At 68.6% G+C, this 17,757-nt stretch carries 13 protein-coding genes; 7 read left to right on the top strand and 6 right to left on the bottom strand.

The genetic code is table 11. From position 1 onward, the window contains the following. Positions 1-97 precede the first annotated feature (97 nt). Both ACZ404_RS30935 and ACZ404_RS30930 read left to right on the top strand, forming a co-directional pair. Positions 98-2,041 carry a S53 family peptidase gene (locus ACZ404_RS30935; RefSeq protein WP_468445595.1) on the top strand — a complete coding sequence of 648 codons (1,944 nt, stop codon included), beginning with the start codon at positions 98-100 and terminating at the stop codon, positions 2,039-2,041. 157 nt (positions 2,042-2,198) lie between these two features. Further along, positions 2,199-4,262: an NAD(+) synthase gene (locus ACZ404_RS30930; RefSeq protein WP_468445594.1), complete on the top strand. Its 2,064-nt coding sequence runs from the start codon at positions 2,199-2,201 to the stop codon at positions 4,260-4,262. Here the strand turns inward: ACZ404_RS30930 and ACZ404_RS30925 are convergent. Further along, positions 4,248-4,526, bottom strand: a complete 279-nt coding sequence (locus ACZ404_RS30925; protein WP_468445592.1) for a DUF397 domain-containing protein — start codon at positions 4,524-4,526, stop codon at positions 4,248-4,250. The two genes, ACZ404_RS30930 and ACZ404_RS30925, sit on opposite strands and share 15 nt — an antisense overlap. Next, a complete protein-coding gene (locus tag ACZ404_RS30920) occupies positions 4,498-5,331 on the bottom strand; it encodes a helix-turn-helix domain-containing protein (protein WP_468445761.1) in 834 nt (277 codons plus the stop codon). Before ACZ404_RS30920 ends, ACZ404_RS30925 begins: the two co-directional genes overlap by 29 nt. Before the next feature lie 159 nt (positions 5,332-5,490). Between ACZ404_RS30920 and ACZ404_RS30915 the strand changes: the two genes are divergently transcribed. Together ACZ404_RS30915 and ACZ404_RS30910 are read left to right on the top strand one after the other, a co-directional pair. Then, positions 5,491-5,694, top strand: a complete 204-nt coding sequence (locus ACZ404_RS30915; RefSeq protein ID WP_468445590.1) for a hypothetical protein — start codon at positions 5,491-5,493, stop codon at positions 5,692-5,694. Further along, positions 5,691-6,092: an ATP-binding protein gene (locus tag ACZ404_RS30910; RefSeq protein ID WP_468445588.1), complete on the top strand. Its 402-nt coding sequence runs from the start codon at positions 5,691-5,693 to the stop codon at positions 6,090-6,092. The genes ACZ404_RS30915 and ACZ404_RS30910 overlap by 4 nt, the downstream gene beginning before the upstream one ends. Here ACZ404_RS30910 and ACZ404_RS30905 read toward each other — a convergent pair. Then, the gene (locus ACZ404_RS30905; protein WP_468445586.1) at positions 6,043-6,480 is read right to left on the bottom strand and encodes a glutaredoxin domain-containing protein; all 438 of its coding nucleotides are present in this window, start codon (positions 6,478-6,480) and stop codon (positions 6,043-6,045) included. The two genes, ACZ404_RS30910 and ACZ404_RS30905, sit on opposite strands and share 50 nt — an antisense overlap. A gap of 456 nt (positions 6,481-6,936) precedes the next feature. On the opposite strand from ACZ404_RS30905, the gene ACZ404_RS30900 reads away from it, so the two are divergent. The 3 genes from ACZ404_RS30900 (at position 6,937) to ACZ404_RS30890 (ending at position 14,393) form a co-directional block, all read left to right on the top strand. Further along, a complete protein-coding gene (locus ACZ404_RS30900) occupies positions 6,937-11,958 on the top strand; it encodes a ricin-type beta-trefoil lectin domain protein (RefSeq protein ID WP_468445584.1) in 5,022 nt (1,673 codons plus the stop codon). Between the two features lie 85 nt (positions 11,959-12,043). Then, positions 12,044-13,369, top strand: coding sequence for a hypothetical protein (locus ACZ404_RS30895; protein WP_468445582.1), 1,326 nt, complete (start codon positions 12,044-12,046; stop codon positions 13,367-13,369). Positions 13,370-13,643: 274 nt separating this feature from the next. Continuing rightward, positions 13,644-14,393 (top strand): hypothetical protein, encoded by a 750-nt coding sequence (locus tag ACZ404_RS30890; protein ID WP_468445581.1) that lies wholly within the window; start codon positions 13,644-13,646, stop codon positions 14,391-14,393. Positions 14,394-14,592: 199 nt separating this feature from the next. On the opposite strand, the gene ACZ404_RS30885 is transcribed toward ACZ404_RS30890, so the two are convergent. Genes ACZ404_RS30885 through ACZ404_RS30875 form a run of 3 tightly spaced genes read right to left on the bottom strand, consistent with a single transcriptional unit; the run spans position 14,593 to position 17,738 of the window. Beyond that, positions 14,593-15,444: a phosphotransferase enzyme family protein gene (locus tag ACZ404_RS30885; protein ID WP_468445579.1), complete on the bottom strand. Its 852-nt coding sequence runs from the start codon at positions 15,442-15,444 to the stop codon at positions 14,593-14,595. Positions 15,445-15,472: 28 nt separating this feature from the next. Next, positions 15,473-16,066 (bottom strand): DinB family protein, encoded by a 594-nt coding sequence (locus ACZ404_RS30880; protein WP_468445577.1) that lies wholly within the window; start codon positions 16,064-16,066, stop codon positions 15,473-15,475. A 31-nt stretch (positions 16,067-16,097) separates the two neighbouring features. Beyond that, positions 16,098-17,738, bottom strand: coding sequence for an alpha/beta hydrolase (locus ACZ404_RS30875; RefSeq protein WP_468445575.1), 1,641 nt, complete (start codon positions 17,736-17,738; stop codon positions 16,098-16,100). Positions 17,739-17,757: the final 19 nt, after the last annotated feature.

The following is a 17,757-nucleotide window of genomic DNA, read 5'->3' as shown; positions in this document are numbered from 1 at the left end:
TGTGATCCATTCGCGGGCCTCTGCCGCCGCGGGCCGGTGTGCGGATCCATGACGTACCGACCACTACATGCATGCGAACCGCATCGCAGGGGGTTCTATGAGATCCAACCGCGCCACCGTGCGCGCCGGCGTGAGCATGGCAGCGACACTGCCGATGATCGCCGGTGCGCTGGCGCTCGGCATACCCGCGGCGCACGCCGCGGACACCCCGGCCCGTGACACCCTGGTGGGCACCAAGCCCGCGTGGGCCACGGCCAAGGCGGACAAGGGTGCCACCGCCGACAACGCCCAGGTCAAGGCCCGTGTCTACCTGGCCGGCCGGGACGCGGCCGGACTCGCCGCCTACGCCAAGGCGGTGTCCGACCCGAGCTCGCCGCAGTACGGCAAGTACCTGAGCGCCAAGAAGGCGCAGGCCCGCTTCGGGGCCACCAAGGCCCAGGTGGCCGCCGTCAAGTCCTGGCTGAAGTCGGCCGGCCTGACGGTCACCGAGGTCACCTCGCACTACGTCGCCGTCTCCGGCGACGTCGCCGCCGCCGAGAAGGCGTTCGGCACCCAGCTGCACAACTTCGCCAAGGGCTCGAAGACGTACCGCGCCCCGGCGAAGAGCGCGTCCGTGCCGGCCGGCCTGAAGGACGCCGTCCTGACCGTCACCGGACTGGACAGCGCGCCGCACAAGTCGACCCACCACGACCAGCTGCCGCCCCCGGACGCCGTGTTCAAGAACGCCGGGCCGTTCTCCTCGTACTACGGCTCGAACACCGCGACCACGCTGCCCGACGCGTACGGCCAGAAGATCCCGTACGCCGTCAAGGGCTACACCGGCAAGCAGCTGCGCGCCGCCTACGGCGCCGGCACCTACACCGGCAAGGGCGTCCGCATCGCCATCACGGACGCCTACGCCTCGCCGACCATCGCCTTCGACGCGGGCAAGTACGCGGTCAAGCACGGTGACGCGGCCTGGAAGACCGGCCAGCTGCACCAGGTGCTGCCGAAGAACTACACGAAGACCGAGGAGTGCGGCGCGGCCGGCTGGTACGGCGAGGAGACCCTCGACGTCGAGGCCGTGCACGCCGTCGCGCCGAGCGCCGACGTCACCTACGTGGGCGCCGCGTCCTGCTACGACGACGACCTGCTGGACTCGCTCAGCAAGATCGTCGACAACCACCTGGCCGACATCGTCTCCAACTCCTGGGGCGACATCGAGGCCAACCAGACGCCGGACCTCGCGGCGGCCTACGACCAGGTGTTCCAGCTGGGCGCGGTCCAGGGCATCGGCTTCTACTTCTCCTCCGGTGACAACGGCGACGAGGTCGCCCACACCGGGACGAAGCAGGTCGACACCCCGGCCAACTCGGCGTGGGTGACCGCGGTCGGCGGTACCTCGCTGGCCGTCGGCAAGGGCGACAAGTACCAGTGGGAGACCGGCTGGGGCACCGAGAAGGCGCTCCTGTCGGCCGACGGCAAGAGCTGGACGGGCTTCCCCGGCGCCTTCACCTCGGGCGCAGGCGGCGGCACCAGCAAGACCGTGCCGCAGCCGTACTACCAGAAGAACGTCGTCCCGAACGCGCTCGCCACGGCCAACAACGCCGCCGGCAACCGCGTCGTCCCGGACATCGCGGCCATCGCCGACCCGAACACCGGCTTCCTGGTCGGCCAGACCCAGACCTTCCCGGACGGCAGCGCGCAGTACAGCGAGTACCGCATCGGCGGCACCTCGCTGGCCGCGCCGGTCATCGCGGCGGTCCAGGCCCTGGCCCAGGAGGCGGGCGGCGGCAAGGCGCTCGGCTTCGCCAACCCGGCGATCTACGCCAAGTACGGCAAGAAGGGCGTCTTCCACGACGTCACGGACAACCCGACGGGCTCCGGCCTGGCGGTGGCCCGCGTGGACTTCGTCAACGGCTTCGACGCCGCCGGCGGCCTCGCGACCTCGGTCCGCAGCCTCGGCAAGGACAGCTCGCTGTCCGCGGTGAAGGGCTACGACGACGTCACCGGCGTGGGTTCGCCCGCGAACGGCTACGTCCAGTCGTACCGCAAGCACTGAGGCACCGCCGGTAACGGCACCCAGGGGGGCGCGGGATGTGATCATCCCGCGCCCCTTCGGCGTGCGTGACGCGTGTCCTCCTTCGGCGTGCGTGACGTGATCCACACCCCGACCCCCATCGCGTCGCTCTGACGATTAAGACGACTACACTGGGCGCGTGCCTCCGTTGAACTTCTGGTCGATCTATCAGCACGGCTTCGCACGCGTCGCCGCGTGCACGGGTCACACCGTCATCGCGGACCCGCCCGCCAACGCCGAAGCGGTCCTGCGCCACGCCCGCCGGTGCGCCGAGGAGGGCGTCGCCGTCGCCGTCTTCCCGGAGATGGTGCTGTGCGGCTACTCGATCGAGGACCTGCTGCTCCAGGACGCGCTGCTCGACCAGGTCGAGGAGGCCGTGCGGCAGGTGGTCGCCGGGTCCGCTGAGCTGCTGCCGGTCCTGGTCGTCGGTGCCCCGCTGCGCCACCGCAACCGGGTCTACAACTGCGCGGTGATCGTGCACCGCGGCCGGATCCTCGGCGTGGTGCCCAAGTCGTACCCGCCGAACTACCGGGAGTTCTACGAGCGCCGGCAGATCGGCGACGGCGCGGACGAGCGGGGTGGATCGATCCGGGTCGCCGGCTCGGTCGTACCGTTCGGCGTGGACCTGCTGTTCGAGGCCGGCGACGTGCCCGGTCTCGTGCTGCACGCGGAGATCTGCGAGGACATGTGGGTGCCGGTGCCGCCCAGCGCGGAGGCGGCCCTCGCCGGCGCGACCGTCCTCGTCAACCTCTCGGGCAGCCCGATCACGGTCGGACGGGCCGAGGACCGCAAGCTGCTGTGCCGCTCGGCGTCCTCCCGCTGCCTCGCCGCGTACGTCTACGCGGCGGCCGGCCTCGGCGAGTCGACCACGGACCTGTCCTGGGACGGCCAGGCCATGGTCTACGAGAACGGCGTACTGCTGGCGGAGACCGAGCGGTTCCCGCTCGGCGACAGCCTCGCGGTGGCCGACGTGGACCTCGACCTGCTGCGGCAGGAGCGGCAGCGCATGGGCACGTTCGACGACAACCGCCGGACGCACCGGGCACGGACGAGCGACTTCCGCACCGTCCGGTTCGAACTGGAACCGCCGCCCGGCGACCTCGGACTGCGCCGCCGCCTGGAACGCTTCCCGTTCGTGCCGGCCGACCCCGACCGTCTCGCCCTGGACTGCTACGAGGCGTACAACATCCAGGTCGAGGGCCTTCAGCAGCGGCTCGCCTCGATCGGCGGCCCGAAGGTGGTCATCGGGGTGTCCGGCGGCCTGGACTCCACGCACGCACTGATCGTCGCCGCCCGGGCGATGGACCGCGCGGGCCGCCCGCGCAGCGACATCCTGGCCTGGACCCTGCCCGGCTTCGCCACCAGCGACCACACCAAGGACAACGCCCACAAGCTGATGAACTCGCTCGGCGTCACCGCGGCCGAGCTGGACATCACGCCCACCGCGCGGCTGATGCTGCAGGAGATGGGCCACCCCTTCGCCTCCGGTGAGCCGGTGTACGACGTCACCTTCGAGAACGTCCAGGCCGGCCTGCGCACCGACTACCTCTTCCGGCTCGCCAACCAGCGCGGCGGCATCGTCCTCGGCACCGGCGACCTCTCGGAGCTGGCGCTCGGCTGGTCCACGTACGGCGTGGGCGACCAGATGAGCCACTACAACGTCAACGGCGGGGTGCCGAAGACGCTGATCCAGCACCTCATCCGCTGGGTCATCAGCAGCGGCCAGTTCGACGAGGAGACCGGCACGACGCTGGCCGCGATCCTGGACACCGAGATCAGCCCGGAGCTGGTCCCGGGCGAGGAGATGCAGTCGACGGAGTCGAAGATCGGCCCGTACGCGCTGCACGACTTCACCCTCTTCCACGTGCTGCGCTACGGTTTCCGCCCGTCGAAGATCGCCTTCCTGGCGTGGCATGCGTGGCATGACGTGGAGGCCGGCGCCTGGCCACCGAACTTCCCGGAAGCCAAGCGGGTGGCGTACGACCTGCCGGAGATCCGCCGCTGGCTGGAGGTCTTCTGCCGCCGCTTCTTCGGTTTCGCCCAGTTCAAGCGCTCGGCCATGCCGAACGGCCCGAAGGTCTCGGCCGGCGGTTCCCTCTCCCCGCGCGGCGACTGGCGGGCCCCGTCGGACAGTTCGGCGCGGACGTGGCTGCGGGACCTGGAGCGGTTCGAGTGGCCGGAGGCGGACTCAGCCCTTGAGTGAGGCGATGAAGGGGGTCCAGGCGTCGGCGGTGAGGATGACGGCGGGGCCGTCGGGCACCTTGGAGTCTCGGACGGGGACGAGGCCGGGGATGTTGTCGGCGACCTCCAGGCAGTTGCCGCCGTCGCCGTTGCTGTAACTCGACTTTCGCCAGAGGGCAGCGCCAGGGAAGTCGCTGGCGACTTCGACGCAGTCGCCGCCGGTTCCGTTGCTGTAGCTGCTCTTGAGCCAGAGCGCTTCACTCAAGTCGACACGGACGCTTGCCATTTCGATAGTCCTCTGCCGCAGATTTGATCATGTCCAGGGACGCCTTGGGTGACAGAGCGACGGCCCTGAGCCGATCGTACGACCTGCTGTACTCCTTCACGAGGGGCGGATCGTCGATGGTGTCGCCACTGTGCAGCGCCTCTGTGTAGAAAAGCGGCGGCGCATCCGGAAAGGTCATGATCTTCGCCGAGCCGGTCATGAACGGGTGCGCTCCACACTTCCGCAGCAGAACCTGCGAAATGATCCGGCGCCGCTCGGCCAACTCCACGATCCGGTCGAGCTGATGCGCCATGTCCTTGACCGGAAGGATCGGATCGGTGATCAACGACTCGTGCAGGATCACCCAATACTCCGGCTTGTGATGATCTGCCTCGAAGAGGTCAGCGCGTGCCATTCGGGCACTGACTCTCTGCTCCACCTCCTCATCGAGGGACATCGGAACAGCCGCCAGGACGACGGCCCGCGCATAAGCCGGAGTCTGAAGCAGTCCGGGGAAGAGCATCGGGCACCACTCCTCGATGGTCAGCGCCTGCTTCTCCGCTTCCAGGATTTTCTCGAAGTACTCGGCGTGCCCAGCCCTCCTCGCCTTCCGTACATCCTCGCAGCGCCGCTCGAAGAAACCGTCAGTCCCCAGCACCCGATCCGCATGCCGGGCCAGGTCGATCGGCATGCGTCGCTGCCCGCGCTCAATGTCACTGAGGTACGTCTTGCCGTAGAAGCTGCCCTCGAGGAACGCGTCCAAGGACAGCCCCGCAGCCTCCCGCTTCCACCTCAACTCCTTGCCGTAGAAGTCGGGGACGCTCATCGAACCGTCGATGTCCTTGCGTCGGACCACGCGCTCACCGCCGTAACTGACCGTTCTTTTCCGCTGTTCGCGCAGCGGACGCGAAACGCCTTCCACGGTAGCGAGCCGGACGACAGTCTGTGAGGCATTGGTCACACACCGCACAGAAAGCCGCCCCCCATGCCAGACCACTCCCCCACGGCCTACGACGTCACCCTCTGCGTGGAGAATCTCCGCACCGCCCTCGCCCTGCACGACATCACGCTGCCGTCCCTCCGCGCGGCGTACGCACAGCCGGGCGGCCCCGTGGCGCTCGGCACCTGCAGCACGACCACTGCTCACGCACTGGCCATGGCCCTCCGCAAGACGGCGGCGGAGCGATGACCGCACCCGAACTGCACCTGCTGGCCACGCCGAAGGCGGTACCGGAGTTGCGCCACCACCTCCGCGACCACGCCTACGACGTCCGCCTGTGCGCAACGGAGCTGCTGACGAACGTCATCGACCACATCGGCGAGGGCACTCCGGTAACGGTCCGCGTCACCAGTACGCCCCACGGCCACACCCGAGTGGAGGTCACCGACCCGGACCCCCGCGCACTGCCGACCCTGCTGTCCGCCACGGAAACGGCCGAGTCGGGCCGCGGCCTGACGCTGGTCGAGGCGGTGGCCCAACGGTGGGGCGTGGATCAGGCGCCGGACCGAAAGACGGTCTGGTGCGAGCTGCGGTCCCTCACCGGGCACGACTTGCCTGTTCCCGCACCCATTCCGGATCGGGGTTGACGTGCGGCCGACCGCCCACGAAGACGGTCGGCACGGTCTCGTTGCCGTCGTTGACCGCCCGCACCGCCGCGGCGCCGGCCGGGTCACGCCAGATGTTGACCCAGTGCAACTGGCGTGCGCGACGCCCCAACCGAAGGCGCAGACGCAGACAGTACGTGCACCCCGGCCGCCAGAACGCGACAGGCCGGCCATCGTCCGCACTACGGCGCTGCGCCTCCACCGCACCGATCGACCGAGGGAAGACGAGAGGCGAGTTGAGACCCCCGAGCAACCCGAAGGCCAGGAGAAGCACGACAGCTTCGCCAAGACTCCCCTTGAGAACCATCCCCGCGGCGACGACGGCGCCACAGAGCACGAACAGCATCGGCAGCATCCAAGTCCGGGTCACAAAGACGAAGCTATCGCGACATCGGGATCGAAAATCAGTCATCTCTGATCACGTATCGCACCCCTACCGACGTCTATACACACGAGGGCTTCACGGAATAAACACAGGCGCCCCGGCGAGTGAGGACACGCACCAGCAGGCTGACCTGGCGAAGGGTTCACGCCATCATGTCGGTCACGCATAAGTGAACACCTGTACGAGTCCACTTGTGTGCACCTAGAGTGTCGCCGTGCACCGGCGGAGCCTGACCACTCCATAGGCGCACATCAGTCAGCGACCGGGGGAATGCCGTCGCTCACGGGGAGGGGTTGCATCGCCATGCCGTCATACCGGCTGTCCGGCTACCTCACGTCACTTGGGTTCCGGAGTTACTGACCGCCTTCTCCGAACCCTTCGCTGTCCCTGCACTTCGGCCGTCCCTCCGGCGCGCAGCCGCCCCCCTGAGCCCAGAGAGGGATGCTCCTTTTGCAGCCCAGACCCTGGTTCCGCCTGCCCGGAACACGAAGATCACGAAAGCTCACCACCGCCGTAACGTCGGCCGCCACCCTGGCTGTCCTGGCGGGCCTGGCGGTACAGCCGGGCCTGACCCGCCTCGGCAGTGCCGAACCGTCCGCAGACTCCTCCCCCTGGTACCAGGACACTGCCGCCGAGCAGTTGCGTCAGGACCAGTGCCTGATGTCCGACGTCCTGCGCCTGGGTGGCCCGTCGATGGCTACCACAGCACAGGACGGCCTGAACCAGCCGCCGGACAAGTTGCACGCGGCAGCGAACCGTGCCCACTGGGACCAGACGCCGCTCACGGTCGCGTTCAACAAGGACAAGGACCAGGCCGGCAAGGACCTCGACGCGCTGACCACTCTGCAGGAATCGTGGAAGAAGCCACTCGCTGACCTGCAGACGCCCGGGGGCTTCGGCGAAACGAATTTCCACTGGCCGCCGGGGTCGCCGGGGGACGGTCGGCAGAGCTTCTACCAGCAGACCGGTCTGATGTCATGGCTCGTCAACCGGCACATGCAGGACGACGACGGCCTGTATCTCGACTCCACCCCGAAGGCCGATGAAAAGACACTCAAGGCCGTCGATGACGTAGCCGGTTCCCGGTACACGACCGAGCCCGACTCGACCCAGATGTCGCGCGAGGAATGGAACCGCTGGATCGCCGAGAGCCACGCCTTTGACTGGATGCACGGCGGTCCCAGCAACAACGCGGGCGGCGACGACGCGCGAATCTTCCTGTCCTCCGGCGGCTTTCCGAGCGCCGCTCCGCAGCCAGGGACACCGGAGTTCCGCATCGCGGTCGAGGATGTGAAGACACGGTTTGCGGCGTGCGGCTGGCGTGACCCGCTCGACCCGGACGGCGTGCTGGGCGACATCACCTCCACCGCGGCCGATGAGTGGCAGCGGGAGATCACTTCTCAGGCCACGCAGCGCAACCAGATCCTGGACGCGAGCAAGAGCGCCGTGGACGCGCTGACCAAGGGCGCGAAGACGCTCAGCGACATGCTGGGTCGGTCCTGGGTCGCCGACCACATCGCCCGCTGGCAGGATTACTGGTCCCCGGGCGGTGTCGGCTGGATCGGCGACTCCTATGCCGGCATCAAGGTCGAGGCGGCGGAGGGCAAGTGCCTCGATGTCCAGGGTGGCGGCACGGCCGACGGCACCCCCGTCCAGATCTACACGTGCAACGACAGCGCCGCCCAGGATTGGCAGATCCGCAGTTACACCGACGGCTACGCGCTGTACAACATCGCCGCCAAGAAGTGCCTTGACGTGTCGAGTGGCAACAGCGCCAACGGCACGAAGATCCAGATCTGGTCGTGCAACGACACAAAACCACAGCAGTGGACGTTCGACGTCCGTGCCGCGGGTGAGCTGCGCAACGTGGCGACGGACAAGTGCCTGAACCTGGCGTCGTTCGACAAGGGCAAGAACGCGGCGCTGTTGACGTGCAACGGCTCCGACACGCAGAAGTTCCGCGTCGTTCCCCAGGGCCACCAGGGCACCAACACGAACGCGTACCCGGACAAGAGCCAGTTCGACAAGGCCAAGACCAACCTCGCCGCTGCGCAGTCCGCCGCGAAGAAGCAGCTGGGCGTGCTCCAGGCGCAGCTCGCCGCGGCGCAGAAGGCCGCGACCACGTCGGACACCGCGCTGCAGGCGGCGTACGGCATCGCCGATGCCAATGGCGCCCCGCGGGGTCGTGGTCTGCTGGTCGGTCTGCAGAAGGACCAGGTCACCAAGGGCGTGGTCGCCGCGCTGCAGGCGCTGGAGAAGGCCGGTGAGACCGCCGAGGCTGCGACCCGCGCCTCGGCCGGGGACAGCGAGACCATCGCGCAGCGGGCGTTGGCCCAGGCCGCGCAGGCGAAGGCGGAGTTCCGCAAGAAGGCCGCCGAGGCGGCCGAGCTGCAGGCCAAGTCCGCCGCCAATGCGGCCAAGATGCACCGCGACAACGCCAAGAAGGACAAGGAGACCGCCGAGGCCAAGCTCGCCGACGCCCTGAAGGCCGAGAGCAACGCCAAGGCTGCCGCGGCCGACGCCCACGCCAAGCGGCTCGCCGCCGAGGCCGAGGAGAAGACGGCCAAGGCGGAGAAGGAAACTGCCGCTGCCAAGCAGGCCGAAGCAGCGCAGCACAAGCAGAACGCCGAAGCCCAGGCATCAAAGGCCAAGGACGCCAAGGACAAGGCCGAAGCGGCGGAGAAGACCGCCGAAGGCAAGCGCGACGATGCCGTCGCGGCCAAGGACCACGCCAAGGCCATGCGCGACGACGCCTGGGACGCCGAGCAGAAGGCGGACGCGGCCCGCGCCAAGGCCGACGCCAAGGACGCCTACGCCGACTCCCTGGACTCAGGGGACGCCGCCGACGCCGCCCGCGCCGCAGCCAACGACGCCGACAAGGCAGCCGACGACGCCGAGGCCGCGGCCAAGAAGGCCCGCTCCGAGGCGGACGCGGCCACCCAGGCAGCCGCCGACGCCGACGCCGCCGCGACTCGCGCCGAGGCGGCCGCCAAGCGGGCCCGCTCCGACGCGGACGCCGCCCAGGCCGACAAGCTGAAGGCCGACGCGGCCGTCAAGACCGCGACCAGTGCCGTCGCGGACGCGATCCAGGCCTCGCAGGACGCCTCGGCCGAGGCCAAGACGGCGGTGAAGCTCGCCGACGAGGCGGAGCAGCACGCCAAGGACTCCAGGGCACAGGCCGACGCGGCGAACAAGGAAGCCGGCAAGGCACTCGCCGCCGCGGCGAAGGCGGCCGGCTTCGCCCACGTCACCGCCCAAGCCGCCGTGGACGCCGGCAAGGCTGCCGAAAAGGTCGCCGCCCCGGCCAACGACGCGATCCAGCTAGGCTCGCCGTACGTCGACACCGACTCGGCCGCCGGCCTGGTGGTCCTGACCGGCCAGGCCTCGAAGACGATCGCCGACCAGCAGCAGGCCGTCGCCGACGCGCACGCGAAGAACGCGGCAGCCGAGGCGCAGGCGGCCCAGAACCTCGCCGACCAGGCGAAGGGCGACGCCAAGGAGGCCTACCAGCACGCGGCCAACGCCGCCCGGTACGCGGCCGACGCCCGTACCTACTCCAAGGAGGCCCTCGGCTACGCGGCGGACGCCGCGAAGGCCGCCGCTGCGGCGCAGTCCTCCCTGGCCCGCACCATCGAGTACGACAAGCAGGCCGCCGACGACGCGGCAGCCGCCGACAAGGCAGCCGGCAACGCCGAGGGCTACGCCAAGGACGCCCGCGACTCCGCCGACGCCGCCGCACTCGACGCCGAAGCGGCCCGCTCCGCCGCCGCCCAGGCCGAACAGGACGCCAAGGACGCCCGCGCCGCAGCCAACCGCGCCGACGCAGCCGCCACCGAGGCCGAACAGGCCGCCAAGGACGCCGACAAGTACGCCAAGGAGGCCCAGGAAGCGGCCGACCGGGCCGAAAAGGCGGCCAAGGGCAAGCAGATCAACGACGGAACCGTTCCCGACGGAAGCGGCGGCTCCATCGGCAAGATGTTCTACATCGTCGACCACATCGAGAAGGTCGGTGAGCCAGAGGTCGAGAAGAAATCGGAGAGCTGCGACAACTGGATCGACAAGCTCTTCTACAAGGGCGACTGCACCATCACCGCGAAGATCCGATACAGAGCGGTCCTCGACCTGTACCTGTGCACCGCACAGGATCTGGATCCGATGAAGTTCATGTGTCCCTCCGGCTCAACGGTCTACCTCGGCCCGACGAAGACCAAGGAAGTGGCCCAAGAGGTCACGCACACCATCACCATGGAGGAGTATCAGAAGAACATCGATCCGATCGACATCCTCTTCGGCAGCTGGATCAAATGCGCCCAGAAGCTCACCCCCGGCGGTACGTCGGGAAGTTGGGGCGGATGCGGATGGGCGGCTCTGGATGTCGTCTCCGTTTTTGCGGGCAAGCTTCTCAGGCCGCTCGCAGAAGCGATACGTGCCGTTGACGCTTCGCTCGCCACAGGCATCGGCCTTCGGGACGCTTTCGAGGCTCTCCGAGCCGTGGAGGGTGTGGACGCCGCCACGGTTGCCGAGATCGAGGAGGTGGTCGATACCTACGAAGAGGTCGTGACTTCTTGTCCGGTGAACAGTTTCCCGGGGAACACACATGTGCTGATGGCCGACGGGACAACTGAGGCCATCCAAGAGGTACATATCGGGGACCTGGTCCTGGCCGCTGATCCCGTCACGGGCCGGATCAGTCCGCAGCCGGTCACCGACACGTACCGACACACGACCACGCATTTGGTGAACATCGCCACGGATGACGGTGTGCTGACCAGTACGATCGGGCACCGCGTGTACGTCAGGGGTCAGGGCTGGACGCAGGTCTCGTCGCTGCGCGCCGGTGATCGCCTTCAGGGCACATCGGGCCCCGTCGGTAGCGTGATGGCCCTGCAGGACCGGCCCGGTCTGGCTCCTCGGACGGTGTACGACCTCACCGTCGGCGGACTGCACACCTTCTTCGTTCATCCGCAAGGCGAGGGTTCCAGGGGCGTTCTGGTGCACAACTGCACCAGTGTGCGGGCCGACGAGGGCAAGTTCGGGGCGCACACCCTGGGAGAACACGTCAACGTGGCCGCGACGAGAGCGTACGACAGGGCACAGACCATCGACGGTGGAGTCGTGGGTGTGTGGACCGACGAGGCCACCGCTGAGGCAGCTGTCGACCAAGCGATGCGAGAGTGGACACAGTCGAGTCAGAACGCGCAGAAGCTGGAGAACTGGAAGCTCAGAGAGGCCCGAAAGCAAGGCAAGCCCGGATACGTATTCAATGCCAAGACGGACGCTCTCACTTTCGAATGGGAGCTTCGAAACGGCCCTACCTCCCTGGGACGGGTGTATACGAGAGGCGGCCCACAGGCTGGTGAGGCGGCTGGTACGAGGGTACGGATAGTGCTGAAGTACGTAGGCAAGAAGCACAACCCGACCAAGTACGTCGTCTACACTTCATTCCCGCTTCCGAGGCGGTAACGAGAACCCAGTAAGCGCTGAAGAAGACGAGTAAGGGCGTAGGGGCACCCCTTCGAAAGGGGCGCCCCTACGCACAGGAGGAAGAGTGACCAGGCACCGCGAGGTGTATTACGTCGAGTACCAGGAGGACTTTGGCCTCAGCGGACTCGGCGGCAAACTTTGCTCCAGCGAGAGGCCGCACCCGGATCCCTCGGCCGTGCTGTCACTGACCGCTGAGACAGTCCGCGATGAGGAGGACCAGCAGCTCGGCAGGGATGTGCGGCTTCTGCTTGAGTCACCGCTACCGGACGATGTGATCCGCAACGTCTGGCCGGCGGTAACCGGAGGAAACTTCGACCTGGATGACCACGGCATCGGCACACGTGAGTGGCTGCGCATGATGGCCGAGGTCAGTCCGGTGGACGTGCCAGAACGGACAGAGGCGCAGCAGGCGGTCTGGACGGAGGCCGAGCCCCTGCTACCCGAAGACGAACTCCGAGCCTGTGTTCAAGCAGAGATCCGGTCGGCCAGTCCTGCGCTGAAGGGGGCCGTACCGCTGCCACACGTCGTGAGCACGCTGCGGCGCATCGTCGACGAGGTCGACGCAGATCTTGGTTTCCGTCTGTTCCTGCGCGTCCTCAAGGGGTACGCCGTGCCGGTGGACGAAGGTCAGTACAGTCGGCTGCTGGGCATCGGGGACCGGCTGGCATATCCTTCCGCGGCCGTTTTCGATGACTTGGGCGTGCAGTGGCGACCGCTGGACGCCGGGCGCCGGGACTTCGGAACCTGTTTCGGACTGCCGTTCCTTGCGGTGATGTTCGACGGGGAATGCGACGCTTGGCGATACGAGGGCTCCCGGACTCCCTTGGGCTACGTGGGTGAACTGGCTCATGGCGACCATGGCATGGCTCCCGGTACCCAGGCTGCCGTCCTCCTTCAGGACGTCCGCCTCCTGGCCGAGTCGGATCTGTCCGACGAAGTGGTCACCGCCCTGTGGCGCACGGCGGCTCGCCGCCAGCGGGCGGGTGAGACGTTCGACGCCAACGGGCGGGGCTGGCTGCGAGAGATCGCTGCAGTGTGCGAGCAGTGGTTGGCTGATGTCGCGCCCGCCTACGTGCCTGTCCTGCCCGTGTACCGAAAGGACCTGGCGGAGCCGGTTCTGCGTGAGGTCCGCGAAATCGGCCCGTCGCTAGACCGCAGTGTGGCTCATCACTACCGAACCATGGCAAGCGAGGGAATCGCTGCAATGCTCGAAGCAACGGTGATGTCCGTCGACCCAGACCTCGGCTTCCGTTTTCTCCTGCATCTCCTGGCTTCGTACGACGTCGCGGTCACCGAGGCTCAGTACGCACGCTACCGCGAGACCGGGGCACGTATCGGCTTGCACGAGGCATATGTCACCGAGCAAGTGTCTCAACGGGTCAGGGGCTGAATGGCGGGGCCTGAGTCGTCGCCAGAGTTCGCCGGTTTCGAGATGCTCCGATCGGACAGGTACTTCAAGCTTGCTCATCCACCGGACCGACGGCGAGGAATGCGAGAAGGCCGGCCTCGACGGCTCCGCTCAAGGCACTGGAGGACGCCGAGATCGTCGGTTATCAGGGCAGCGGAACCGGCAGGCCGATCTTCGAGACGGTGTACAACAACAAGGTGCGCCGTGTGGCCATCAGTGTCGGCAAGGACGGATATGTCATCGGAGCGAACGTCGCATGGCTGGCGGAATCCCTGAACACCTCCTCATCCGGGCGGTAGCCGGCCAGTCCCCCCTGTACCGGACCTGCGCCGGAATGGGCGCCCGCAGCGAGGACTTCACCCTCGAGACGGCCGTCGACGACCCCGTGTTGGAGCTGCCCGCCGACTTGGCGCGCGAACTGACCGAGTGGGCACGGTCGCTGCCGGATCGCGGGCCGGCGTCCCGGCCGGCATTGCGCAGGCACGTCAAGCACGGGCTGCAGATCTCGCGGAGGGTGGCGAGGTTTCTCGGCCCCCGGTGGGTGGTGCGTTACTGGGACGAACAGCACCAGGACGAGAAGTTCGTGTGCTGGGGTTGCGACCGGTTCCACTGGACGGCCGACGCCCATGGCACTCCCCCGCACCCGCTCGACATCACGGTGGAGGGCGAGGCAGGGATGGACCCCATGCGTGCCGAGGGGTTCGGCTATTTCTCGCCCGACGACCCGTCCGCCGGCCTGCACCTTCCCGACGATCTGGTCGCTGCCTTCAAGACGTGGGTTCGGCAGATCGACGAGACGTTGGAACTGGACCTTCCGTATCAGGATGAAGACAGGTACGCCGACGAGTGGCAACGCCTCTTCCGGGAGGGAAGGCATCTTTCGGTACGACTCGCCCGTGAGCTGGGCCCGGCCCGTACGGTCACCTACAAGGGACTGGCCAATGGCGGGCTGGCCTCACTGACGTCGGAAACATGGCGGGGGGACCGGCAGGTGAAGCCTCGCTGACGACCGTCGGCAGGACCGCCGTCACCCTCTCAGGCCCCGTCGCGCCCGAGCCGCTGTGCTCGAGCCGACGGGGCCGCCCGGCATCCGCGCCCTCGTCTGTGTTCGGACCTCATGTGAGGTGTCGCCAGTAGATCGGACCGCAGGTCAGGGAGACTGAAGGCTTGCCGACCGCACCTCGGTGATTTTGGTCGGCCCGTGGTCAGCCCCGGGTGTCCACGCCGTTGCGATCGCGTGCTGCCCAGATCTGGCTGAGCCACTGCGTGCCCAGGCGGCGGCCGTTCGGGAGCTGGTCGGTTCGGTCCCAGCGCCAGGTTGTGATCATCGCGAGCACGAGGAGCCGGCACTCGCGCAGTAGGTCCTGGTCGGCACCCCGATAGTGCTCGCTGACTTCCTCGGGTGCATGGGCGAGGTCGAATTCGACGGGCCCACGGCAACACGTCTCGAGGTCGATGAACAGCAGCCCGTTCCTCGTGGTGAGGACGTTGCCCGGGTGGGGCTCGCCGTGCAGCAGTTGCTCGGCGCCGCCGCGCTCGCCGATCGTCCGGCGCAGGCTTCGTAGCGTGTCGGCGAGCAGTTCCCGGTCCGTGTCGGCGATCGCCGGGGTGCGGTCGTGGTTCGCCAGGAGGTCTTGCGCCTGCTCGACTCGGTCCGTGAAGTGCGGCGCCGCGACATCCAGCTCGCGCATGCCGGCATGCAGCCGTTCGAGCACGTTGGCGTAGTCGGCTGGTGAGAGTTCTTGATGTGGTGCAGGTTCGTAGTAGGTCCACAGCGTGACCACGAAGCCGTCGCGCTCATGGACGCGTGGCTCCACTCGAGGGTCGAGAGCAGCCACGGGGCACCCGGATGCGATGAGCCGCTGGGCGAGGTCGACTTCGACGTGTGCGACGTGGTGCGCTACCGGGGCCACCCGGGCCAGGACGTCGCCCGGCAGCAGACGCAGAGTGATCTTGTTCGAGTTGTGGAGGACGGTCGCGGAGTCGGCTCTCAGGCCGAGTGACGAGGCCGTCGACAGGGCCGCGGTCACCGCGCGCGGAACCTCTGACGCTTGCATCGTCGCCCGGCCTCTCTCCGGTTCTCGGCTATGACGTACGGGCTGCCTGCTCGGCCACGTGCTGCAGGCGGTTGCGGTGGTCCTGCCACCAGGTCGGGTCGCCCGGCGGCACGCTGGTGTTCGACTTGTTCATTCCGACGGCGCCGTCGATGAGTTCGCGGACGATGTCGGCGTGGCCGGCGTGGCGGTGGGTGTCGGCGATCACGCGGACCACCGCGTGGTGCAGGGTCACTTCGTCCCTGTCCTTGGGCCACCACGGAACGTTGCCGATGGTGTCCAGCGCCAGTGCGTCGATCGTCGCGTCCGCGTGTGCCCAGGCCCGGCGGTAGAGGTCCACGATGTACTCGCGCGATTCGTCGGCCGTGGCCCACATGTCCGCGTTGGTCTCGGCGCCCTCGTCGAGCCAGGGCAGCGGCTCGCCGGACGGTCGTCCGAAGGTGTCGCCGAGGTAGCCAAGCTCCACGCCGGCCACGTGCTTGACCAGGCCCAGGAGGTTGGTGCCGGTCGGCGTCAGCGGGCGGCGGACGTCGTACTCCGCGAGTCCGTCGAGCTTCCACAGCAGGGCGTCGCGGGCGGACTGCAGGGAGGAGCGGAGGTCGGCCTTGGGGTCCGGTGCGGTCATGTGGCCAGTCTGCCGTTCGAACGATCTTCGTTCACCGGCTTTTGGGAACCGGACCGGGAGTCGGCCGCCCGGCGGTCGTCGTATCTGCGGCCGGTCTCCGGATCCCGTCCAGCCCGCCGCCCCCGGTGGCCATGCCGCCGATCGGCTTGGGGGCGGGGACCGGGAAGGGGGGTGTGTCCTGACGGCAGGTCGTTCCGGGCGGGGGCAGGGTGCCGGTGGTGAGGTAGGCGCTCTCGTGGGCCTGGACGCAGCTGCTGGGGTTGAGCAGCGCGGTGTGGCCGTAGCCGTTGTTCGTGAGCAGGCGGGCGTTGGCCAGTTGCCTGGCCATGGCCTGGGAGCCTGCGTAGGGGGTGGCGGGGTCGTAGGTGGTGCCGACCACCAGGACGGGGTGGGCCGTCGGCTTGTTCCACGGGCCGCGGTAGCGGTCGGCGGCGACCGCCGGCCAGGTGGCGCAGCCCGCGGCCGCCCAGGTCCAGAAGCGTCCGACGTCGCCCGTGCGTGCGGCGCTTGCCTCCTCCAGGGCGTGGTAGACACCGGGGTCGCGCGGGTTGGGGCTGTCGCCGCAGAAGACCGCTGCTGCCTGCTCCTCGCCCAGGTACGGCTGCGGATGCGGGACCGCCGGTGGGGGTGGCGGCGGGGACGGCTCGGCGACGCGGCCCTGCCACAGGTCCTGCAGTCGGCGGGCCAGGTCGGTCCATCCGGGGTGGACGATGTAGAGGCTGTTCACCACGTCTGCGACCGTGCGGGCGTAGGTCCAGGTGCCCACGGGGTGCTCGCGGATCCGCTGCATCAGCTTCTCGAACTTGGCCCGGGTCGCTTGCGGGCCGCCGGCCGAGAAGGGGCAGCGGGTGGTGGTCGCAGATCCGCACAGGGTGAGGAACTCGTCCAGCGTCGCCGCCGCGCCGCGGTCCGAGCCCATCCGCAGGAAGGTGGTCAGGCGGGCGTTGTCGGACGCGTGGTTCGTCCAGACCTCCGGGTCGACGTTGCTGTCGAGGACCATGGCGCGGACCTTGCCGGGGAAGAGGCCGGCGTAGGTGGCGCCCAGGATCGTGCCGTAGGAGATCCCCAGGTAGGTGAGCTGCGACTCCCCCACCGCACGGCGGAGTTGGTCGAGGTCACGGGCGGTGTCGGTGGTCGAGACGTGACGCAGGAGCTCCGGGTCGCGCCGCTCGCAGCGCCGACCCAGGTCCCGGTACGCGGCGATGAACGCGGACCGCTCCTTCTCGCCCACCGGGAAGCCCGCCGCCTTGCGCGCGCTCCAGTCGGCGGCTTCCCGGGGACCGGCGAAGCAGTTCACCGCCGTACTGCTGCCGATCCCGCGGGGGTCCCAGCTGACGATGTCGAACCGCTCCCGCACCTCGCGCGGGAACGCCGCGTAGTTTTGGGGCATCTGTACGGTTCCGGGCCCGCCGGGGCCGCCGGGGTTGAAGAACAGGGTGCCGATGCGGCGGCCGGGGTCGGTCGCCTTCCGCCGGACGACCGCCAGTTCGACGGTTCGGCGGTCGGGGTGGTCGTAGTCCAGCGGCACCTTCGCGGTCGCGCAGTCGAACGCGCTGCCCTGCACACAGGGGCTCCAGTCCAGCACCGGCGGCGCCGGCACACCGCCGGCCTCGGCCGCCTCCTGCCCGATCAGTACGTCCGAACAGGTCACGAGCGCGAGCAGGACGGCCATGGCTCCGCGGCGTCGGTGG

The organism is Streptomyces sp. NPDC030798, from assembly GCF_055572275.1.
The sequence above is the reverse complement of the archived record's forward strand: the minus strand, read 5'-3'. Positions and strand labels throughout refer to the sequence as shown.